The organism is Nonomuraea sp. NPDC059194, from assembly GCF_042754765.1.
Taxonomy (GTDB): Bacteria; Actinomycetota; Actinomycetes; order Streptosporangiales; family Streptosporangiaceae; genus Nonomuraea.
Genome location: NZ_JBHZBH010000018.1, coordinates 97,882 through 118,032, shown reverse-complemented (window position 1 = coordinate 118,032; position 20,151 = coordinate 97,882). Strand labels below are relative to the sequence as shown.

Genomic DNA, 20,151 nt, shown 5'->3' with positions numbered 1-20,151 from the left:
GCGCTCCGGCTGTGTCGATGGCGGCGGCTTGCTGAACCGATGGCCGGGCACAGCCGAACCAGCGAGCGGTGTCCAGCCGGAAGTCCGGGCCAGCCGCCGCCGAACGTACGCCCGGCCGATGGGACGGGGCCCGCCGCCGCCGAATGAGTCGGCGACGCCCGGCCGGTGGGCTGGGGTCAACCGTGGGCTGATGGGCCGTGTCCTTGATCCGACCTCAGGCTTGGTGGGCCGTGCCTGCCCCAGCCCCAGCCCAAGGCGCGGCAGGCCAAGTCCGGCCGGGGGCCAGGCGCAGCCCTGGGGTCGGGGGACCGTGCCCCGCCACGTGAACCCTCAGCCGAGGGTGCTCGCTCAGAGCAGGCGCCCCTCCCGCAGCGTCACCTGGGTCCCCTCGAAGCCCTCGCGGAAGCTGCGATCATGCGACACCACAACCAGCGCCCCCTCGTACCCCCCGAGAGCCTCCTCGAGCTCCTCGACCAACGCCAGCGACAGATGGTTGGTCGGCTCGTCGAGGATCAGCAGGTCGGCGGGCCTGCTCATCAGGCGGGCCAGCTCCAGCCTGCGCTGCTGCCCGACCGACAGGGTGGCGGCGGGCCGCAGCACGTCCGCCTTGGAGAACAGGCCAAGCGACAGCAGCGTGTCGGCGTGCTCGTCGATGGGGCCCGGCAGTCCCTCGGCGAAGGCGGCGAGCACCGACCGGCGCGGCGGCACGCTCGGCACCTCCTGGCGCAGGTAGCCGATCCTGCGCGGTCGCCGTACCCTGCCCGAATCGGGGGTCAGGTCGCCGGCCAGCACGCGCAGCAGCGTCGTCTTGCCCGCCCCGTTCGGGCCGGTCACCAGCATCCGCTCGCCGGGGGCGACGCCGAGGCGGTCGACCCGCAGCCGGTCGCCGACGGTGACCTCCTCCATGGTGGCGGTCAGTCCGTCGCCGCGTCCGCCTTCGAGGCGCGCGGCGAACCGCAGCGGGTCGGGCGGCTTAGGCACCGGGTTCTCCTCCAGCCGCCGCAGCCGCTCCCTCGCGTTGCGGACCACGCCGGACAGCCCCGCCTCGTGCGATCGGCGGTGGCCCGCCGTACGGGGGCGGTCGGCGGAGCGCTCGCCGGCGCCGAGCCGTTCGATCCCGGACTCCGCCAGCCTGGACTGGCGCTCGATCTCGGCCAGCCACTCGTCGTAGTCCTGCTGACGGCGGCGTCTGGCGGCGGCCTTGGCGGTCAGGTAGCCGTCCCAGCCGTCGCCGTAGCGGGTGACGGCGCGCACGTCGCGGTCGACCTCGAGGATCGCGGTGGAGAACCGGCTGAGGAAGGACCTGTCGTGGGTGACGGCCACGACGGTGCCCCGGTGGGCGCGCAGGTGGTTCTCCAGCCAGGTGACGGCCTGCTGGTCGAGGTGGTTGGTCGGCTCGTCGAGCAGCAGCAGCTCGGGGCTGGCAGCCAGCACGCAGGCCAGCGCCAGGCGCGACTGCTCGCCGCCCGACAGGCTGCCCAGCGTCCTGTCCCTGGTGATGCCGGCCAGGCCGAGGCCGTGCATGGCGGCCTCGACCCGCGCGTCGGCCTCGTAGCCGCCGCGAGCCTCGAAGGCGGTGAACAGCTCGCCGTACGCCTCCATGTCCTCGGCCTCGGCGGCCGCGAGCATGCGCCGCTCCAGGTCGCGCAGGTCGGCCAGGGCCGCGTCGACGGCGTCCTGCACGGTGTGTCCTGGCGGAAGATCCAGGGTCTGGCCCAGGTGCCCGACGCCTTCGGCGACGACGGTCACCTCGCCGCCGTCCGGTTGCTCCACACCGGCGATGAGGCGGAGCAGGGTGGATTTGCCCGATCCGTTCTCGCCGATGACGCCGACCCGCTCGCCGGTGCGGACGGTGAAGGACACCTGGTCGAGTACGGCCTGCTCGCCGTAGGACTTGTGGACGTCACGAAGGGTGAGTTGGCTCATGGGAGAGCCTCCAGGTTCATGAAAGATGGTTCAGGGGACGCGAAAGGGGCGACTCGATCGACCGTGGCCGAGAGTCGTCACCGCGTGGAGATCAGATGAACTCCAGCCGGTTCGCGATCCCTGAACATGAACCCATGTCGGCCACCCTAGCGACTGGGGTGGATTGCGAGCGACCGAATTATCGGTGGACTACCGCGCGGGAAGTGGGTTGCGCGGCGCCGTAACCCCCAGGGCGTAGCGCGCAATGTCTTCGCCGGTGTGACGACCGGGGCCGCGTGGAGTGGCGATCATCGAGATCCCGAAACCCCACGAAAGGTTGCTCCCATGGTGGTCCGCCATGTCAGGCCGGTGTCCGCACAACGCGCCAGGGGACTGGTCGCCGAGGTCTACCGCCAGGTCGACGCCGACTTCTCCAGCATCGGCCCCGCGGTGATGATGACCTCGCCCGCCCCCGAGGTCCTGGCCTCCGGCTGGGCGCTGGCCCGCGAATCGCAGCTGTCGGGCCAGGCCCCGGCGCTGCACAAGACCCTCGTCGCCCTCGGGGTGTCCCAGGCCAACGGCTGCGGCTACGACAGCGCCGCCTGGCTGGCCGTCCTGCGGCTGACCGGAGCGGCAGGGCCGGCGGCCGAGGCGCAGGACGGTGGCCTGCCCTCCGATCCCGAGCTCGCCGAGGTGCTGGCCTGGGCGAGGGCCACAGCCGTCGCCGCGACCCCGCCCGCGCCGTTCGCCGCGTTGACGGTGCCGGAATTCCTCGGCACCGCCCTGTTCACGCACTTCACCAACCGGTTGGTCTCGGCGATGCTGCCGGCGGGGCTGACCCCCGGCACCATGGACGCCGACGACGAGCCGCCCTTCGACGGCGCCCCCGTGCTGCGGGGGATCGAGGCCGCGCCCGGCACGACGGCGTCCCTGCTGGAGCGCTGCCCCACTGGTACGGCGCCCACGTGGGCGGGCCAAACCCCGATCGGGCGGGCCTACGCCGCACTTGAGGCCGCCGCGACGCAGGGGGCCGGGCTGCTGACCGACGCAGCGCAGGCGGTGGTACGGCAGGTCATCGCCAAGCACCGCGGCAGGATCCAGCCCCACGGCCACGACCTGTTCGACGGTGGCGACCTGACACGGGACGAACGGCTCGGCGCCAAGGTGGCGATCATGGCCGGCCTGGCCCCCGCCGACCTCACCGACGAGGACGTCGCCGCCTGGAAGGCCACCAACGCCCACCACAGCGACCACTGCACGGTGATGCTGCTGTCCTACGGCTCCATGACCGCCGTCACCCACATCGCCGCCGACCTGGCAGGCGCCTAGCTAGGGGAGGGAGGAGGGCAGCTCGCGCAGGAACGTCGCGGCGACCGGCGCGGCCACCTTGCCGCCGCCGCCACCGCCCTCCACGACCACCGCGAAGGCCACCTCGCCCCGGTAGCCCATGAACCACGCGTGGGAGGGCAGCTCGGGCCCGCTGCCGTACTCGGCGGTGCCGGTCTTGCCGCGGGTGCCCCCTGGCAGGCCCGCCGCCTTGGCGGTGCCCTTGGTGACCACCGCCGCCATCATCGCGCGCAGGTCGTCGGCCACGCCGTCCGGCAGCTTCACCTCCTCGGCCTTCTGCTTCAGGCCCGGCACCAGCGTCGGCGGGCGCCAGGTGCCGTCGGCCATCGCGGCCGCCACCGAGGCCATGACCAGCGGGCTGGCGGTGATCCTGGCCTGGCCGAAGGACTCGGCGGCCAGCTCGGCGTCGGACTCGGCCTTGGGGAAGCTCGCCTTGGCCGCGGGGACGCCGATGGACAGCGGCTGGTTGAAGCCCACCATCTCCGCGGCCTTCAGCAGCTTGTCGGAGCCGAGCCGCTCGGCGGCCATGGGGGCGATGGTGGTGTTGCAGGAGTAGGCGAAGGAGTCGGAGAAGGTGAGCGAGCCGTACTCGGCGTGCTCGGAGTTGCGCACCTTCAGCCCGCCGATGGTGGCGTACTTGGGGCAGGTCACCCGCTCGGTGGGGGAGACGCCCTCGGTCAGCAGGCCGAGCGCGGTGACGGCCTTGAACGTCGATCCCGGCGGGTAGCGGCCGTCGAGCGCCCTGTTGAAGCCGCCGCGGTTGTTGACGACGGCGAGGATCTCGCCCGTGCCGTGCCGTACCGCGACAAGAGAGGTGGGTTTGGGCAGGTCGCGGACGGCGGCGACGGCCGCCGCCTGCACCCGCGGGTCGAGCGTGGTCTCCACCGGCTTGCCGGCCTCGCCCTTGATCGTGGTGAGGACCTTGTCGCCGAGCATGATCTCGGTGGCCGGGGTGCCGGCCAGCCGCTTCTGGAAGCTCTCCTGCAGGCCGCCGCGGCCGATCGCGTCGCCCTCCTTGTAGGAGGGGCCGAGCTTGGCGACGTCCTTGGCGCTGGCCTTGTCGAGGAAACCGGCCAGCTGCTGCACCGATCCGCCGACCGAGCCGGTGTCGATGCGCTCGCCCGAGGAGTCGGTGATGGCGCCCCGCCGCGGCCATTCGGTCTTGAGCTTGAAGGCGGCGGTGCCGGTCATGGCCGGATGAAGGGTCCGGGGCGACCAGTCGACCTTCCACTCGCGGTCGGTGACCTTGAGGTCGATCTGCCCGGTGTAGGACCAGTCGCCGATGTTCTTCAGCGCCAGCGTGGCGGTGTAGGGCGCCGTGGCGGTGTCGTCGCCATGGTCGACGACCTTTCCGAGGGCGATCGTCACGCGTTGGACGTTGAGGCCCTTGCGCTGCTGGTCGTAGGCGGCCGCCAGCGGCTGCGGCGCGGCCAGCTCGGCCATCATCTTCAGTGTGTCGTCGGCCTGCCAGGCCGCCGCGAAGCGGCTGGCGCTCTCCTCAGCGGAGCCGCGGGTGTGCAGCAGCCAGTAGGCGCCGCCCGCGGCGGCCCCCACCGCCAGGACGGTGACTCCTGACACGATCGCGATCGTACGGCCACGCGGCACGAGTCATCCCCCGCTCGTCGATTGGGCTCACGAGCCTAGCGACGCCACTTCACGACAGGCCAGCTTTCACGCTCGCGGCGTAAGCGGCGACGTATTCCTGGCCCGACAGCTTTTGGATCTCCACCATGATCTCGTCGGTGACCCTGCGCCGGTCACGGGCGTTCCTGTAGTCGCCCTCGAAGGTCATTGGCGCGCCGATCTTGATGCCGATCCTGGTGAAGCGCGGCACCTTGGCACCGGCGGGAAGCACCTTCTCGGTGCCCGACAGCGCCACGGGCAGAACCGGCGCGCCCGTCTTCAGCGCCAGCCACGCCACGCCGATCTTGCCGCGATACAGGCGCCCGTCGGGGGAGCGGGTGCCCTCGGGGTGGATGCCGAACAGCTCGCCCCGCTCCAGCAGCTCGGCCGCGCCGTCGAGCATGGCCTGCGCGGCGGTGGCCGTCTCACGGTCGGTCGGCAGGCTGCCGCCCAGGCGCATGAACCACTGCGAGACGGGGTTGCCGGAGAAGTATTCGCTCTTGGCGGCGAAGGTCACGTGGCGGGGCAGGAGAGCGGGCAGCAGGAAGGAGTCGATCACCGCCAGGTGGTTGGCCGCCAGGATGGCAGGTCCCTTGGCCGGGACGTGGTAGGCGCCGGAGATGTGCGGGCGCCACATCACGTGCGCCATCGGCGCGGCGACGAACTTCACCATCTGGTACAGCAACGGCTCTCCTGGGTCGTGTGGACGGCGAAGCCAACCCTAGTGCGCCGCGCTCGGGTCCGTACGCGAGGACGGCGCCCCACCCGATGGGTGGAGCGCCGTCGTCACGTTGAAGGCCGCTGTGGCGGTCGCCTCCTCGGCGAGATGCACAACACGGCTCCAGCCGAACGGTATTCCGTGAAGGCGGTAATTTGCGGCCCGGGGGACACAGACCACAGCGGCCTTGTCGACTCTAACGGACGTCAGGTGGTCGCTATTCCATCCAGCCCCAAGAGTGCGTCACGATCCGGTCGCCCACGGCCGTACGAAGCGGTGAAAGCGCAGGTCAACGCACCTTGTGCGGCTTGGGCATAACGGGAAGGGAAATCCGGGCGGCGACCGCGCGGCCGAGCCGTACGCCGGCCGAGCCGGCCGCCCTGAAGTTGGGCATTGACGAAAGATACTTACATGGTACTCATGAGGTAAGTCGGAAAGTTTCAGGACCAGCTGCACCTTCATCGGGGGACCGCCGCAAGCCCACCCAAGGAGGACGCGCATGGCGCGCAGCAAGCCCACCGACCCGCCCATCGACTTACTCGGCCCCGTACTCGGCGAAGTCTCGTGGTTCTGCTGCGGGACGGCCTGGGGTCCGTGCAGCACCACAGGCAAGGGCGCCTGCGGCACCTGCAACTCGGGCAGCATGCAGCACGCATGGCCCAACACCTCCGACGCCTGCTGGGCGATCACCCGCCCGGACAGGTGCGGAGACTCCCTGTCCCGCCGCACCTGCGGCTTCCGTCACAAGACCACGGCGCTGTGCAGCGGCGCCAGCGTCATCACCGCCATCGCCGACTGCGGCCCGCAGACCGACCTGTTCTGCGGCGAGCGCAGTTGCTGCGGATCCACCTGCGCCAGCAACCGCCTGATCGACCTCACCCCGGCCGCCTACAGCAAGATCGCCAGCCTCTCCACCGGGCTGCGCCCGTGCCAGATCTCGACCGCCTAGGGGGCTGATCATGACCAGCAGAAGGCAGATGCTCAGGTCCGCCGTGCTCGGCGGCGGGGCCAGTGTGGTCGCCGCGACGGCGCTGGGATCGCTCGGCGCCGAGGCGGCCTTCGGCGCCAGGGCGCCGCAGGCCGAGCCGGGAGCCCCCGACCCCGACTTCGCCGAGGGACGTATCCGCTCCATCAAGGACAACGTCCTGCTCGTCATGGGCTCGAACCTGGTGTTCCACAACATCAGGGTCGTCGACGGCACCAGCCTCTGGAAGCTCGGCCCTGTCGGCTTCGACCAGGCCAAGCCCGGCGACGGCCTCTACGCCAGGGGCGTACGCATGCCGGACGGCGTGCTCGCCGCCGAGTCGGTGTGGCTCAACATCGTCAACATCAAGGGCCACGTCCAGAACATCACCAGCGAGAAGATCCACCTCGACCACAACGGCAAGGAGGTCCTCTGTCACGTCGTGCCCGGCAGGTCGGTCGCGATCCACTCCGACTCCCCAGCCACCGCGGACCTCTCCTCGCTGCGCGTCGGTCAGCACGTGCAGATCCTGGGCGCCTGGCGGCCCGACACCAACGAGGTCGACATCGCCACCGTCTTCTCCCCGCACTAGGAGCGACACATGCAAGGGATCGCCGCGCTGCAGCCGTACGTGATCGCCGCCTTCCTCGTCTGGGCGGCGCTGCTGAAACTCCTCGACCGGCGGATGCGATCGCAGGCCGGACGGACCGCGCTGGCCCGGCTGGTCGGCTCGGCGCGCGCGATCCCCGCACTCCGGCTCGTCGGGCTGGTGGAGCTGGCGGTGGCGGCGGTGCTGCTGCTGCCGCCTTCCTTACCTGCGGAGGGTACGGCCGCCGCCGCGCTCTCGACCGGATTCCTCGCCTACCTCGCCTACTCCGCCCTGGCCACCCCCACCTCGTCGTGCGGCTGCCTCGGCGCCCACGCCCAGCCGGTGAACTGGCGCGGCTTCACCCGCGCGGGACTGCTGCTGGCCATGAGCGTCATCGCCGTCTGGGCGACGCCGTTCCAGCCGGACACCCCGCTCGTCCTGCTGGGTGTGGCGCAGGGCGTGGTCCTGCTGGCCCTGTCGCCCGAGCTGGACCGGCACTGGCTGCGACCGTTGCGCCGGCTCCTCGTCCGGATCCGCAAGCCGCTGGCCGTACCGTCGCCGGGGGACGTCCCGCTGGAGGCCTCCCTGCGCCTGCTCTACCTCAGCCCCGCCTACTGCTCCGTCTCCGCGCACCTCACCTCGGACGTCCAGGACGTGTGGGACGAGAACTCCCACCGGTTCGCCAGCTACGCGGCGGGTGAGCGGACGGCGGTCTTCGCCATCCCCCTCTCCGACGCCGACCCGTCGTCCGTCCGCGTCGCCCTCGTCGAGGAACCTGCCGCCGCCTGAGGCCGGATCAGCTCCGTGGCGCCACGACGATGTCGCTGACGAGGCCGTAATGGTCGGACGGCCAGACCCGGACGCCATCGAGCACCTCCGGCGCGGTGAAGGCCAGCGCGGTGCGCAGCGGCTCGCCGCGCAACTGCTCGTCGCCGCCGGTGAAGATGTAGTCGATCCGCCGGGAGGGCTCGCGCGACTGCCTGGCGTAGTCGTTCGCCCGGTCGAAGGTCGCGCCGGGCGAGCCGTCTCCGCCGTAGGCCCAGGCGTCGGCGAAGTAGACGCTCTCGCCGTTGACGACCGCCAGGCCGCGAAGGTAGCGGATCTCGTCGGCGTCGGGGTCGGCGTTGAGGTCACCCATGATGACGGGGGGCAGGTCGTGCCCGCCGAGCTCGCTCACCCGCGACACGGTGAACCTGGCCTGTTCCAGCCGGATGGCGCCGTGGGCCTGCTGCCAGTTCAGCTGGGTGACGAAGACGGGTAACGCGCCGTAGGCCGTCTCGACGAGCGCGTACAGCAGCGCCCGCGGCTCGGCGCCGCCGACAGGCAGGGCGAACTCGCGCTGTTCGCGGATGGGCGTCCTGCTCAGGATGGCGTTGCCCAGGATCCGGCCGTCGTATTCGCAGGCAGGGCCGTACGCGATCTCGTAGCCCAGCCCGTCGGCGATCGCCTGCGCCTGGCAGTCGCCGTTCTGCCGCACGACCTCCTGCAGCCCGACGACGTCGGGCTGCAGGAGGGTGAGCTCGCGCCTGATCAGCTCCAGCCGCTGCGGCCACGGGCCGTTGGTGCCCCAGAGGTTCAGCGTGACGACGCGCAGCGTGGTCATCCGCGGGCCGCCCGGATCGTCGGGAACGGGAGGATCATGCCCGCCAGTGTCGCACCACCATCGTGGTCGCCATCCATCCCAGCGTCCCCGATGAGTGATGCTCAGCCGAAGGTGAGGGGCCGGGCCTGGGGCAGTTTGAGCCGGTCGACGGCCTCGCGGCGGGTGTTCTCCGGACGCCGGTCGTAGCGGGCGGTCGTCGCGGGAGAGGAGTGGCCCACCAGCGCCTGCGCGGTCGCCAGGTCGACCCCCGCGTCGAGCAGCTCGCCGATGAACGTCCTGCGGAAGTCGTGCGCGGTCCGCCTGCCCGCCCCCGCCTCGCCGAGCCGCCTGGCCAGGATGTCGGCGATGCCCTGCCCGGTCAGCGGCACGGGCCGTTCGTCACGGGTGCGCAGCCGTCCCGACCTGCTGATCGGGCAGAACAGCGCCCCCGCGGCCGGTCCGCGCACGGCCAGCCACCGCTCCAGCAGGCCGATGGCGTCGCTCGTCAGGTAGACCAGCCGTTCCTTGTCGCGCTTGCCCCGCACCCGCAGCGAGCGGGCGGCCGGCTCGTAGTCGGCCAGCGCGAGCCCGGCGATCTCCGCCCGCCTGCAGCCGGTGGAGTACAGGGCCGCGATGAGCGCCGCGTCGCGCCGCCCGGCGGGCGAGTCGTCGCAGGCCGACAGGGCCGCGCCCACCACCTCCGGCGGCACGTGCTGACCGGCGGGCAGCCGCGTGTGCGTGACGGGGGCCAGGTCGGCGGCCCTGGCGTAGTCTTCGGCGCTGGTCTGCCCCAGCCGCCAGGCCTCCTTCAGCACCCGCCGCAACGCCACCAGGTGTTTGTTGACGTAGGCGGGCGACCAGCCCTGCTCGGTGAGCACGGTCCTGAGGCGCACGGTGTGCTCGTAGCGCAGCAGGTGCCACGGCATCCCCGCGCCGGTGACCGTGTCGTCGCCGGTCAGCACCCGCGCGATGCGGTCGAGACAGCCCCGCATCGTCCGCCTCGACTCCGCGCTGGCCAGGGAGTCGAGGTAGACGTGGTACGGGTCGCCGGCCGGCCGCATCGCCGGCGAGGACCGCTGACCTTCGGTCTGTACGGCAGGCGCGTCCATCAAGGCGATCTTAGGCCCGCGAGCGACTCGGTCAGCGCCAGGTTGGCCGAGTAGTCCACGGGAACGACGACCACGGACACGCCCTCGCCGTCCAGCGCCTCGCGCAGCGTGGGCAGCAGTTCGGCGGCCGAGCCCACCCGGTAGCCCCTGGCCCCGAAGCTCTCGGCGTACTTCACGAAGTCGGGGTTGCCGAACGCGATGTTGGAGCTGCGCCCCAGCTCCAGCCCCATCTTCCAGTCGATGAGCCCGTAGGCGTCGTCCTCCCAGATCAGCACGGTGATAGGCACGCGCTCGCGCACCGCGGTCTCCAGCTCCTGGGAGTTCATCAGGAACGCGCCGTCGCCGGTGGCGGCAAGCACCCTGCGCGAGGGGAGGGCGAGCTTGGCGGCGATCGCGCCGGGCACCGCGAACCCCATGGACGACAGCCCGTTGGAGACCAGCATCGTGTTCGGCTCGTAGGTGGGGTACATGCGCGACATCCACATCTTCACCGCGCCGGTGTCGGCCAGCACGATGTCGTCGCGTCCCATGGCCCGCCTGATGTCGGCGACGATCCGGCGTGGCGTCAGCGGGAAGCCGTCCTCGCCCTGTCCCTGCTCGAACTCCTCCCTGATCAGCCGCCGCACCTTCTCCACGGTCGGGCTGAGTGCGAAGCGGCGGTGCACGGCCTCGCCGAGCGCGTGCAGCGACCTGGAGATGTCGCCCTGGACGCCGACCGCCACCGGGTAGTGGTCGTCGACCTCGGCGGGGAACTGGTGAATATGGATGATCTTCTTCGACCGGTCGGGGTTGATCTTCACGGGGTCGAACTCCTGCAGCTCGTACCCCACGCTGATCAGCACGTCGGCCTCGTCGAAGGCGAAGTTCACGTGGTCGTGGCGCATGAACCCGAACGCGCCGAGCGCGTGCCGGTGGTCGTCGGGGAAGACGCCCTTGCCGTTGAAGGTGGTCGCCACCGGCAGGCCGAGCCGTTCGGAGAAGCGGACCAGCGCGTCGCGGGCGCCGGCCCTGGTGGCGCCGTGGCCCGCCAGGATGACCGGCCGCACGGCCGTGGCCAGCAGGTCGGCCGCGCGGGCGAGCTGCGCGGCCGACGGGTCGACCGGGCGCACCACGTTCACCGGCAGCGGCCTGAGGTCGTCGGGGACCTCGGCCTTCTCCACGTCCTCGGGGATCGCCAGGTAGACCGCTCCCGGCCGCTCGGTCTGGGCGGTCTTGAAGGCCTTGCGCAGCATCTCGGGTACGGCGGCCGCGGTGGGCACCAGTTCCGACCACTTCGTGATCGGCCTGAATAGCGACACCAGATCCACGATCTGGTGCGACTCCTTGTAGATGCGGTCGAGGCCCACCTGCGCGGAGATGGCGACCACCGGTGTGCTGTTGGTGGTGGCGTCGGCGACGCCGAGCTGCAGGTTGATGGCGCCTGGACCGAGTGTCGCCGAGGCGACGCCCGGCTCGCCCGTCAGCCTGCCGTAGATCTCCGCCATGAAGGCCGCGCCCTGCTCGTGGCGGACGAGGACGTAGCGAATGGACGAGTCGTTCAACGCGTCGACGAAATGGATGTTCTCCTCGCCCGGGATGCCGAAGACGTACTTCACGCCCTCCGCCTCCAGCGCTCGGACCAGCAACGTGGCAGCCGTACTACTCATGAACTTTCAAGCAACGGCAACGGACAGGAAATTTCGCGCCGCACGATTGAGGAACGAACTCTTCCGCGATAGGCCGTAGCGTCGCCGTCATGAAGCTGACGCGCAGGACACTGAACCGCACCGCCCTCGACCGCCAGCTCCTGCTGCGCCGGGCGCAGCTGTCGCCGATCGAGGCGATCCGCAGGCTGGTGGCGGTGCAGGGCCAGGAGATCGACGCCCCCTACTTCGGCCTGTGGACGCGCCTGGCGAGCTTCACCCAGGACGACCTGTCCAGCCTCCTGTACGGCAGGCACGTCGTGCGCGGCTCGCTGCTGCGCGGCACCCAGCACCTGACCGCCGCCGACGACTACCTGTGGCTGCGCCCGATCACGCAGATCTGCCTCACTCGCTCCCGCCAGGCCGCCTTCGGCAAGGCGACCAACGGCGTCGACTTGGACGAGCTGGCCGCGCTGGCTCGCGAACACCTCGCGGGCCGCACCCTGACCCGCCCCCAATTGCGCGACCTGCTCGCGGCGCGCTGGCCCGAGGTGGAGCCGCTCGCGCTCGGCTGGTCGGCCCAGGCGCTGCTGCCCCTCGTGCACACCCCGCCCAACGGCATCTGGGGCAACGGCGGCGCCACACCGTTCACGCTCGCCGAGGAGTGGATCGGCGCCCCGCTGTCGACGGAACTCGACGTGGAGACGATGATCGAGCGGTACCTGGCGGCCTTCGGCCCGGCCAGCGCCAAGGACATCCAGATGTGGTCGGGCCTGACCAGGCTGCGCGAGGTCGTCGAGCGCATGCCGCTGCGCCGCTACACCGACGAGGCGGGCCGCGACCTCTACGACCTGCCCGACGCCGAGCTGACCCCCGAGGACACCCCCGCGCCCGTGCGGTTCCTTCCTTACTTCGACAACCTCGTCCTCGCCTACGACGACCGCACCCGCATGATGGCCGACGAGCACCGCAAGCAGGTGTGCGTGGGCGCCGTCACCAACCCGGTCGTCCTGGTCGACGGGTACGTGGCCGGCATGTGGTGGCTGACCGGGGCGGGCCTGGAGATCAGGCCCTTTCGCGAGCTGCCCGGCGAGGTCATGGAGGAGGCGCACCGGATGCTCGCCTTCGCCGGACGGCCGGACGCGGAGATCAGGATCACCGCGTAGCCGCCGCTACGCCTCGCGCACGGCGTAACCGCCGAGCGACGGTTCCAGTAGGTCGAACGCCGTCGTCGCCGCCTCCCGCATGGCGGCGGCGTCGGCGTCGGCGTCCTCGCGCTCCAGCGTGCGCCGCATCAGCTCGGCGAACAGCACCCGGTGGACACCGGCCAGCATCCCCGCGGCGGCCCTGGCCCGCAGGTCGCCGCCCAGTTCGGCCGCCAGCGCCTCCTCCCGCTGCTCGTGCAGGTCGCGCAGGCGGGCGACCAGCGTGGGGCTGTCGGCGATCATGCGGGCGAACGGCTCGGGCGCGAACCCGATCACCGGGTCGCGCCGCTCCACCGCCGACAGGAAGGCGTGCCGCAGGGCCGCCAGCGCGGACTCGCCGGCCGCACGCTGCCTGACCGTCTCGGCCAGCGAGGCCACGAACTCCTCGTGGTGGTCGAGCGCCATGTCCTCCTTGCGGGGGAAGTAGTTCGTCACCGTCATCTTGGCGACCCTGGAGGCCGCGGCGATGTCGGAAATCGTGGTCCTCTCGAACCCACGCTCCACGAACAGCCGGGTAGCGTGGTCAGAGATGGCCTGCCTGGTCTCTCGCTTCTTCTGTTCCCTCAAACCCAACGCGTCGATGCTCATGGGCACACCCTCTCACAAATTTTTAGGTTCGACATCATTTTAGGTTGACACTAGCCGGAGTCAAGCCTAATCTTATGTCCGTACTAAGTTTGGAAAGGAACGAATGACCGCGACCCTGATGGACGAGGCCGTAGCAACCCGCGACACCGTCAAGGACTACCTCAAGCAGATCGGAAAGGTCCCGCTGCTCAGCGCGGAGCAGGAGATCGACCTGGCCAAGCGGATCGAGGCGGGGCTGTTCGCCCGCGAACGGCTCGAGACCGAACCCGACCTGCCCGCCCAGCTGCGGGCCGACCTCGAGTGGATCGCCGAGGACGGGGCCCTGGCCAAGCAGCGCATGCTGGAGGCCAACCTGCGGCTCGTCGTCTCGATCGCCAAGCGCTACACCGGGCGCGGCATGCTCTTCCTCGACCTGATCCAGGAGGGCAACCTCGGCCTGATCCGCACCATCGAGAAGTTCGACTACACGCTCGGATTCAAGTTCTCCACCTACGCCACCTGGTGGATCAAGCAGGCCATCTCCAGGGCCATGGCCGACCAGTCGCGGACCATCCGCATCCCGGTGCACATGGTCGAGGTGATCAACAAGGTGTCGTCGGCGCAGCGCCGGCTGCTGACCGACCTCGGCCGCGAGCCGACGCCCGAGGAGATCGCCGTCGAGGTCGAGATGACCCCCGACAAGGTCGTGGAGGTGCAGCGCTACGCCCGCGAGCCGATCTCCCTGCACACCCCGCTGGGGGAGGAGGGCGACAGCGAGCTCGGCGACCTCATCGAGGACTCCGAGTCGCCCTCGCCGGCCGAGCAGGTGTCGTTCACGCTCATGCGCGCCCAGCTGCTCCAGATCCTCGACAGCCTGTCCGAGCGGGAGGCGGGGGTGATCTCGATGCGGTACGGCCTGACCGACGGCCAGCCGATGACGCTGGACGAGATCGGCAAGGTGTACGGCGTGACGAGGGAGCGCATCAGGCAGATCGAGGCCAAGACGATGTCGAAGCTGCGCCACCCCTCCAGGGCCGAGGCGCTGCGCGACTACATCAACTGACCCTCTGCCTGCCGTACCGGAGAAAAAGCAGATGTAACGGACGGCGTGACCTGCCTAGGATCACACCAGTGAGAGACATCGCGCGGCTGCCCAAGGCCCACCTGCACGTTCACCTGGAGAGCACGGTCCGCCCTGCCACCCTGCGAGAGCTCGGGGTCCAGACGCCGCGCCCCGATGTCTTCACCGGTTTCCGCCAGTTCGCCGACCACAACGCGCGGGTGCGTGGCGCCCTGCGCACACCCGAACACTTCCGCAGGATCGCCCGCGAGTTCTGCGCCGACGAGGCGGCCCAGGGCACCCGCTACGCCGAGGTCACCTTCACCGCCGCTTCCCATGGCGAACGGCTCGGCGACCTGGAGATGCCGCTGCTGGCCGTGCTCGAAGGGCTGGCGGAGGGCGAGGCCGAACACGGCATCAGCTGCCGGCTGATCCTCGACCATTCCAGGCGGCGTCCCGCCGAACGCCTGTGGCAGACGCTCAAGCTGGCCACCGCCCATGACGAGGTCGTCGCCATCGGGCTCGCGGGAGACGAGACCTACCCGCTGACACCCTTCGCCGACGTGCTGGAGGTCGCCAGGCAGGCGGGGCTGCACCTGGTGCACCACGCGGGAGAGACCGCGGGGCCCGACAGCGTCCGCGAGGCGCTCGACGCGGGCCACGCCGAGCGGATCGGCCACGGCGTCCGCGTGCTCGAAGACCCCGCCCTGGTGGCCGAACTGCGCGAGCGCCGCGTGCCGCTGGAGGTGTGCCCGTTCTCCAACGTCCTGCTCGGCATCGTGCCGTCGCGCGCCGAGCACCCACTGCCCCGCCTCAGACGGGAGGGCCTGGTCGTCACCCTCAACACCGACGGCGAGACCTCGCTGCTGAAGGAGTACGCCGACGCCCGTGACAGCGACGAGACCCTCGCCGAGCTGGCCGCGGCCTCGGTCACCGCGTCGTTCGCCCCCGCGGAGATGAAGGCTGAGCTGCTGGAGGGCATCAGCGCGTGGCTCGCCGCACCAGCGGGATGACCTCGCCGGTATTGCGCCAGACCAGGGCCCATTCGAAGGACGGCGCATCATGGATCGGGACGTAGGCCACATCGGGTCGCGCGTAGAACTGGGCGGCCTGGGCGGGTACGGGATAGGTGCCCTTGCCCGCGCCGACCAGGGTCAGCATCTCCTCGGTCGTGGTGAACGCCGGCCCACGGACGATCGGCCTGCCGTCAGCGCGGCCGCCTCTCGCCGGGGCGGTGATGGCCCTGCCGACGGGCGAGATCTCGGTGCCGACGCGGAGGCGGTAGAAGAGCCGCCGCACCGGGGTGGTCCCCAGTGCGGCGGCGAGGCCCACGCTCGCGCCGCCGACGATGAGTGAACGCCGGGTGAACGCGATGGGGTTCTCCTACTTGATGGTCGCGTTGCCCTCGGTGACGGCCTGCTCCACGCCCTGCTTCGCGGTGATCTTGCCGAGGTAGACCTCGTTGAAGATCGACACCAGCTTCGGCTCGAAGCCCGTCCAGCCGGTCACGATCGGCATGTTGAACGTGGTGCCCTTCGACTCCTCCAGGTACGGGGAGACATCGATCTTCTTGGTGTTCTTCCAGAAGTCGACGTAGCCCTGGGCCAGGTCGTCACCGATGAGCCCCGGGAAGCTGTAGCCCTGGTCGGCCATCGACTTCTGGGCCTCCTCCGAGGCGAGGTACTTGACCAGCTTCATCGCCTCGTCGGGGTGCTTGCTCTTGGCATAGACCGCGTCGCCGAGACCGTTGATGTTGGCCGAGCGGCCCTTGGGGCCCTCGGGCATCATCGCGACGCCGATCTCGAAGTCGGCCTCGGGCGCCACGAAGGGCAGCAGCGCGTTGTTGGCCGGGTACATGGCAACCTGGCCCGCCTTGAACATGTCCGCCGCCTTGCCCGTGGGCGGGTTGGTCTGGGTGGCGGGCGGCGAGACGTGGTACTTGGAGATCAGGTCGACGCCGAACTGCACGGCCTGGGCCGAGGCGTCGTCGTTGAAGGTGTATTTGCCGAACGGCTTGTCGATCAGCTTGCCGCCGTTGGACTCGATCCAGTTCATCCACTGGGTCTGGGAGTGGTTGGTGGAGGAGAAGCCGTAGGTCTTGATCTTGTCGGCGTTGAAGCCCGCCTCGTCGGGGTGCTTGCCCGCCTCGTCCACGGTGAGCTTCCTGGCCAGTTCGACCAGCGTGCCCGACCCGTCAGGGGCCCAGGTGAGCTTGTCGGGCATCTCCAGGCCCGCCTTCTTGAACAGGTCCTTGTTGTAGAGGATGCCGGGCATGCCCCAGTCCTTCGGCGCGCCGTACAGCTTGCCGTTGTAGGTGTTCGAGGCCACGACGTTGGGGTGGTACTTGGCGCCGTCGAGCCCGAGCGGGCTCAGGTCGGCCAGCACGCCCTTGGTGACGAACTCGGGGAAGTAGGTGACCTGCATCCAGAACACGTCGGGAGCGCTGCCGGCCACCGCGTCGGCGGTCAGCTTGGTCCAGTACTCCTCCCAGGGCATGACCTCGATCTTGACCTTGATGGTCGGGTTGGCCTTCTCGAAGGCGGCCATGACCTTGTCCAGGCCGACCTTCTGCTGCTCGTCCCAGATGCGATAGGTGAGCGTCACGTTGCCGCCCTCGCTCTTGTCCCCGCTCGAACCACAGGCGGTGAGTGACAACAGGGCGAGTGCCGCGGCGGCGAAGCGAATACGGGGGGAAGTCATCGTGCGCCTTTCACTTCAAACCGGTCAGGACGACCGACCGGACGATGTATCGCTGGAAGAAGATGAAGATCAAAACCATCGGCACGAGCGCGATGAGTCCACCCGACATGATCTTCGTGTAGTCGACGCCGATCCCAACCTTGAGCGCGGCCAGCGCGACCGTGATGACCTTCGATTCGTCGCCGCTGGTGATGATCAGCGGCCAGAGGAAGCTGTTCCACGAGGAGATCACCGTGATGATCGCCAGCGTCCCGAGCGCGGGCTTGCACAGCGGCAGGAGCACCCGCACCAGGATCGTCATCGGGCCCGCGCCGTCGATGCGCGCGGCCTCCTCCAGTCCCGCGGGCAGCCCGCGGAAGAACTGCCGCATCAGGAAGATCCCGTACGGCGTGCCCAGGATGTACGGCGCGAGCAGCCCGCCCCAGGTGTTGATCAGGCCGAGCTCCCGCATGATGAGGAAGAGCGGGATCACCGTGACCGCGACAGGCACCATCATCGTGGCCACGAACAGCCAGAACAGCACGTCCCTGCCCCTGAAGCGGAGCCTGGCGAAGGCGTAGGCCGCGAACGTGGTGAACACCAGCTGGCCGATCGTCAGCGCGGCCGTCATGAGCAGGGTGTTCAGGATGTAGCTGGGAAATTCCCCGCCGAGCAGGGTGCTCAGGTTCTCCGTGGTCGGCGGGCTTCCCGGCAGCCACGGCTCGGTGGTGTGCAGTTGCGTCTGGGATTTGAACGCGGTCAGCACCACGAGCAGGTAGGGGAAGACGGAGATCACCGAGCCGACGACGAGCGTGGCGTAGAGCAGAAATCGCTTCATGGCTCCTCAGCTCATGTCGTAGGTGGTGCGCTTGCTGAAGAACCTGATCTGCACCGTCGTCACCAGGAGGATGACGAGGAACAGCACGATCGACAGCGTCGCGGCGTAGCCGAAGTCGAACTCCCTGAACGCGGTGTGGAAGATCTTGTAGTTGATCACCGCGGTGGACTCGCTCGGACCGCCCGCGGTCATCGAGTAGATCGTGTCGAACGCCTGAAAAGCGCCGATCATGTTGGTCACCGTGACGAAGAACATCGTGGGGTTGAGCAGCGGCAGCGTCACCCTGAAGAAGCGCTGGCGTGGCGTCGCCCCGTCGCAGGAGGCCGCGTCGTAGAGCTCCTTCGGGATGCCCTGCAGTCCCGCCAGGAAGAACAGCATGTTGTAGCCGGTGTGCTGCCACACGCTCACCAGGGCGACCGCGGGCAGCGCCAGGGACGACTCCGACAGCCAGGCGGGCCCGGTGATGCCGAACAGGTCGAGCACCTGGTTGATCGCGCCGTCCTTGGGGTCGAAGATCCAGCTCCAGATCAGGCCGAGCACCATCGGGGTGGCCATCCACGGGATCACGAACAGGGCGCGGAAGAACTTCACTCCCTTGACCTTCTGGTTCACCACCATGGCCAGAACCAGGGCCAGGACCGTCTGCAACGGGATGCACAGCAGCACGTAGAGGACCGTCACCCATAACGAGCTCCACACGGTGCCGTCCGCTGCCAGGCGGCGGTAGTTGTCCAGCCCGACGAACGTCGGGTCGGACAACAGCTCCCAGTCGAAGAAGCTGAGCGCGAAGACAATGACGACAGGGAGCACGAGGAAGGCGACGACGCCGAACAGGCTGGGCCCGATGAACAGGTAGGCGTACCAGTCACGCATCGGTCGTCCGCCACGGCGACCCGCCGTGGCGACCGTCACGACGGATCCGTCCTGGTCGGGACCATCAGCCGTCTGGTGGTCGCCAAGCCCCATTCGTCAAGCGCGGCGATCGGGTCGCTCGAACCGCGCAGGCCGCCCGTGGCGTCGATGTGCGCGGCCCACTCCTCGCGGGCCTCCATCTCGGGGCGGGCCATGAGGCAGTCGGGGTCGTTGACCCACCAGCGCGCGTGCAGGAACTCCCTGGCCGCGCCCGTCAGCCTGGCGCCGAGCTGTGAGGGCTGGCTGATGTCGCCCGCCCTGGGCAGGAGCGTCGGCGCGATATCGGGGCTGACCCGCATGATGTCGACCAGGCCGAGGCTGGGCAGCATCGGAGCGCCGCAGCCGTGGATGGTCGCCTCGGGGCCCACGCCCTGCCTGATCAGCTCAAGGCCCATGCGGTAGGCGATGATCGGCTCGACGTCCTGGTGGCGGCGGCCCGCCAGCGCTCCCGCGTAGACGTAGTCGAGCTTGAAATGGGTCAGGCCCATGCGTGACAGGCTCTCGAAGACGTTGACCAGGTGCGCGGCGGCGTCGGGGTGGGTGACGTCGAGGACGGCCAGATCCTGGTCCCACATCGTGCCCGCGTACGCGCCGCCCACCAGCCAGTCGGGGTGCTCGCGGAAGATCCGGCTGCGGTGACCGACCAGGAAGGGGGCCAGCCAGATGCCGCCCCGCTTGCCCATCTCCCTGACCGTGCCGACCGCGCGTTCGAGAGAGCCGAACTCGGGGCGCAGCTCCAGCCAGTCGCCGATCTCGGCCTCGTAGCCGTCGTCGATGAGGAACATGTCGGCGTCGATGCCGTGCCGCGCGGCCAGGCGGAGGTTCTCCACGATGTCGGCGTCGGTGACCTTGCCCCAGTAGCCGTACCAGGAGCACCACATCGGGGGGACGGCGGGGAAACGCTCGGGGGCGTATCCCTCGGCCATGGTGTCCGCCCAGCCGCGCAGGGCGGCGTCGAGGCCGCCTTCGGCCTGCCAGTGCCGCACGGGGCCGTCGGCGGAGACCACCAGGCGTCCCCCCTCCTCGCGGACGCGGATGGAGGGGATCTCAAGCGGGCTCGGCGCCGACCAGACAGAGACGGGCGCGCCGTCGCCGGGATCGATCGCGATCAGTCCCTCGCCCTGGAACACCCCTGAGGGGACAGGTGTCTCAGGCCGATAGCAAAGGGTCTGGATCGTCTCGCTGGCGGCTCTCGGCGGCGACTCGTCCAAGTGATAGGCCCCGGTGGGGCTCCACGACTGCCATCCATGCTCGAAGATCAACGCCTGACGGGGGGCGCCGGTGAGCTCGCCAACATCAGCGAACGGCATCAGACTATCTCGCTTTCGCTCAGTTACGAAGGAGTGGTTCATTAGTAGCACGGCTCCTAATGACCGGCAATGCCGAATTTCGCCGCAAAACAGCGTTAATTGATCACTTTTGAAAGATCTG

Annotated in this window: 18 protein-coding genes and 1 pseudogene; 7 read left to right on the top strand and 12 right to left on the bottom strand. The window is 69.8% G+C overall.

The window, feature by feature from the left end; all coding sequences use genetic code 11:
- Positions 1-348 precede the first annotated feature (348 nt).
- Positions 349-1,926: a ribosomal protection-like ABC-F family protein gene (gene abc-f / locus ACFXJ8_RS22555; RefSeq protein WP_379645891.1), complete on the bottom strand. Its 1,578-nt coding sequence runs from the start codon at positions 1,924-1,926 to the stop codon at positions 349-351.
- 324 nt (positions 1,927-2,250) lie between these two features.
- Between abc-f and ACFXJ8_RS22550 the strand changes: the two genes are divergently transcribed.
- On the top strand, positions 2,251-3,234 hold the full coding sequence (locus ACFXJ8_RS22550; RefSeq protein ID WP_379645890.1) for a DNA-binding protein: 984 nt from the start codon (positions 2,251-2,253) through the stop codon (positions 3,232-3,234).
- Here the strand turns inward: ACFXJ8_RS22550 and ACFXJ8_RS22545 are convergent, their stop codons facing one another.
- Both ACFXJ8_RS22545 and ACFXJ8_RS22540 read right to left on the bottom strand, forming a co-directional pair.
- Positions 3,235-4,830: a penicillin-binding transpeptidase domain-containing protein gene (locus ACFXJ8_RS22545; RefSeq protein WP_379645889.1), complete on the bottom strand. Its 1,596-nt coding sequence runs from the start codon at positions 4,828-4,830 to the stop codon at positions 3,235-3,237.
- A gap of 76 nt (positions 4,831-4,906) precedes the next feature.
- Positions 4,907-5,560 (bottom strand): lysophospholipid acyltransferase family protein, encoded by a 654-nt coding sequence (locus tag ACFXJ8_RS22540; RefSeq protein ID WP_379645888.1) that lies wholly within the window; start codon positions 5,558-5,560, stop codon positions 4,907-4,909.
- Between the two features lie 532 nt (positions 5,561-6,092).
- Here ACFXJ8_RS22540 and ACFXJ8_RS22535 point away from each other — a divergent pair.
- From ACFXJ8_RS22535 to ACFXJ8_RS22525, 3 genes are read left to right on the top strand one after another with little or no spacing between them, the layout of a single operon-like run.
- Positions 6,093-6,542: a hypothetical protein gene (locus ACFXJ8_RS22535; RefSeq protein ID WP_379645887.1), complete on the top strand. Its 450-nt coding sequence runs from the start codon at positions 6,093-6,095 to the stop codon at positions 6,540-6,542.
- 10 nt (positions 6,543-6,552) lie between these two features.
- Positions 6,553-7,149: a cell wall protein gene (locus ACFXJ8_RS22530; protein ID WP_379645886.1), complete on the top strand. Its 597-nt coding sequence runs from the start codon at positions 6,553-6,555 to the stop codon at positions 7,147-7,149.
- A gap of 9 nt (positions 7,150-7,158) precedes the next feature.
- Complete coding sequence (locus tag ACFXJ8_RS22525; protein ID WP_379645885.1) at positions 7,159-7,935, top strand: MauE/DoxX family redox-associated membrane protein; 777 nt, start codon at positions 7,159-7,161, stop codon at positions 7,933-7,935.
- Between the two features lie 7 nt (positions 7,936-7,942).
- On the opposite strand, the gene ACFXJ8_RS22520 is transcribed toward ACFXJ8_RS22525, so the two are convergent.
- The 3 genes from ACFXJ8_RS22520 to ACFXJ8_RS22510 all read right to left on the bottom strand — a co-directional run bounded on the left by ACFXJ8_RS22520 (position 7,943) and on the right by ACFXJ8_RS22510 (position 11,483).
- Positions 7,943-8,749 carry an endonuclease/exonuclease/phosphatase family protein gene (locus ACFXJ8_RS22520; protein ID WP_379645884.1) on the bottom strand — a complete coding sequence of 269 codons (807 nt, stop codon included), beginning with the start codon at positions 8,747-8,749 and terminating at the stop codon, positions 7,943-7,945.
- A gap of 101 nt (positions 8,750-8,850) precedes the next feature.
- Positions 8,851-9,837, bottom strand: coding sequence for a tyrosine-type recombinase/integrase (locus tag ACFXJ8_RS22515; RefSeq protein WP_379645883.1), 987 nt, complete (start codon positions 9,835-9,837; stop codon positions 8,851-8,853).
- Complete coding sequence (locus tag ACFXJ8_RS22510) at positions 9,837-11,483, bottom strand: acetolactate synthase large subunit (protein WP_379645882.1); 1,647 nt, start codon at positions 11,481-11,483, stop codon at positions 9,837-9,839. Before ACFXJ8_RS22510 ends, ACFXJ8_RS22515 begins: the two co-directional genes overlap by 1 nt.
- 89 nt (positions 11,484-11,572) lie before the next feature.
- Here ACFXJ8_RS22510 and ACFXJ8_RS22505 point away from each other — a divergent pair, with 89 nt between their 5' ends.
- Positions 11,573-12,625 carry a winged helix DNA-binding domain-containing protein gene (locus ACFXJ8_RS22505; RefSeq protein WP_379645881.1) on the top strand — a complete coding sequence of 351 codons (1,053 nt, stop codon included), beginning with the start codon at positions 11,573-11,575 and terminating at the stop codon, positions 12,623-12,625.
- A 6-nt stretch (positions 12,626-12,631) separates the two neighbouring features.
- On the opposite strand, the gene ACFXJ8_RS22500 is transcribed toward ACFXJ8_RS22505, so the two are convergent.
- Positions 12,632-13,252, bottom strand: coding sequence for a TetR/AcrR family transcriptional regulator (locus tag ACFXJ8_RS22500; protein WP_379645880.1), 621 nt, complete (start codon positions 13,250-13,252; stop codon positions 12,632-12,634).
- 127 nt (positions 13,253-13,379) lie between these two features.
- On the opposite strand from ACFXJ8_RS22500, the pseudogene ACFXJ8_RS22495 reads away from it, so the two are divergent.
- Both ACFXJ8_RS22495 and add read left to right on the top strand, forming a co-directional pair.
- A pseudogene (locus tag ACFXJ8_RS22495) lies at positions 13,380-14,294 on the top strand (RNA polymerase sigma factor); the annotation flags it as partial.
- A gap of 68 nt (positions 14,295-14,362) precedes the next feature.
- Positions 14,363-15,304, top strand: coding sequence for an adenosine deaminase (gene add / locus ACFXJ8_RS22490; protein WP_379645879.1), 942 nt, complete (start codon positions 14,363-14,365; stop codon positions 15,302-15,304).
- Here the strand turns inward: add and ACFXJ8_RS22485 are convergent.
- The 5 genes from ACFXJ8_RS22485 to ACFXJ8_RS22465 are packed head-to-tail and all read right to left on the bottom strand — an operon-like array spanning position 15,273 to position 20,030.
- A complete protein-coding gene (locus tag ACFXJ8_RS22485; protein ID WP_379645878.1) occupies positions 15,273-15,623 on the bottom strand; it encodes a hypothetical protein in 351 nt (116 codons plus the stop codon). The two genes, add and ACFXJ8_RS22485, sit on opposite strands and share 32 nt — an antisense overlap.
- A 51-nt stretch (positions 15,624-15,674) precedes the next feature.
- Complete coding sequence (locus ACFXJ8_RS22480; RefSeq protein ID WP_379645877.1) at positions 15,675-16,991, bottom strand: ABC transporter substrate-binding protein; 1,317 nt, start codon at positions 16,989-16,991, stop codon at positions 15,675-15,677.
- A 10-nt stretch (positions 16,992-17,001) separates the two neighbouring features.
- Positions 17,002-17,808 carry a carbohydrate ABC transporter permease gene (locus ACFXJ8_RS22475; RefSeq protein WP_379645876.1) on the bottom strand — a complete coding sequence of 269 codons (807 nt, stop codon included), beginning with the start codon at positions 17,806-17,808 and terminating at the stop codon, positions 17,002-17,004.
- 6 nt (positions 17,809-17,814) lie between these two features.
- Positions 17,815-18,681 (bottom strand): carbohydrate ABC transporter permease, encoded by an 867-nt coding sequence (locus ACFXJ8_RS22470; protein WP_379645875.1) that lies wholly within the window; start codon positions 18,679-18,681, stop codon positions 17,815-17,817.
- Positions 18,682-18,716: 35 nt separating this feature from the next.
- A complete protein-coding gene (locus ACFXJ8_RS22465; RefSeq protein WP_379645874.1) occupies positions 18,717-20,030 on the bottom strand; it encodes a glycoside hydrolase family 36 protein in 1,314 nt (437 codons plus the stop codon).
- Positions 20,031-20,151: the final 121 nt, after the last annotated feature.

Coding starts and splice junctions, on each gene's coding strand:
- ACFXJ8_RS22465 (WP_379645874.1), bottom strand. CDS start 20,030: ATGCCGTTCGCTGATGTTGGCGAGCTCACCGGCGCCCCCCGTCAGGCG.
- ACFXJ8_RS22520 (WP_379645884.1), bottom strand. CDS start 8,749: ATGACCACGCTGCGCGTCGTCACGCTGAACCTCTGGGGCACCAACGGC.
- ACFXJ8_RS22470 (WP_379645875.1), bottom strand. CDS start 18,681: ATGCGTGACTGGTACGCCTACCTGTTCATCGGGCCCAGCCTGTTCGGC.
- ACFXJ8_RS22550 (WP_379645890.1), top strand. CDS start 2,251: ATGGTGGTCCGCCATGTCAGGCCGGTGTCCGCACAACGCGCCAGGGGA.
- ACFXJ8_RS22500 (WP_379645880.1), bottom strand. CDS start 13,252: ATGAGCATCGACGCGTTGGGTTTGAGGGAACAGAAGAAGCGAGAGACC.
- ACFXJ8_RS22525 (WP_379645885.1), top strand. CDS start 7,159: ATGCAAGGGATCGCCGCGCTGCAGCCGTACGTGATCGCCGCCTTCCTC.
- ACFXJ8_RS22480 (WP_379645877.1), bottom strand. CDS start 16,991: ATGACTTCCCCCCGTATTCGCTTCGCCGCCGCGGCACTCGCCCTGTTG.
- ACFXJ8_RS22475 (WP_379645876.1), bottom strand. CDS start 17,808: ATGAAGCGATTTCTGCTCTACGCCACGCTCGTCGTCGGCTCGGTGATC.
- ACFXJ8_RS22515 (WP_379645883.1), bottom strand. CDS start 9,837: ATGGACGCGCCTGCCGTACAGACCGAAGGTCAGCGGTCCTCGCCGGCG.
- abc-f (WP_379645891.1), bottom strand. CDS start 1,926: ATGAGCCAACTCACCCTTCGTGACGTCCACAAGTCCTACGGCGAGCAG.
- ACFXJ8_RS22510 (WP_379645882.1), bottom strand. CDS start 11,483: ATGAGTAGTACGGCTGCCACGTTGCTGGTCCGAGCGCTGGAGGCGGAG.
- ACFXJ8_RS22505 (WP_379645881.1), top strand. CDS start 11,573: ATGAAGCTGACGCGCAGGACACTGAACCGCACCGCCCTCGACCGCCAG.
- ACFXJ8_RS22535 (WP_379645887.1), top strand. CDS start 6,093: ATGGCGCGCAGCAAGCCCACCGACCCGCCCATCGACTTACTCGGCCCC.
- ACFXJ8_RS22530 (WP_379645886.1), top strand. CDS start 6,553: ATGACCAGCAGAAGGCAGATGCTCAGGTCCGCCGTGCTCGGCGGCGGG.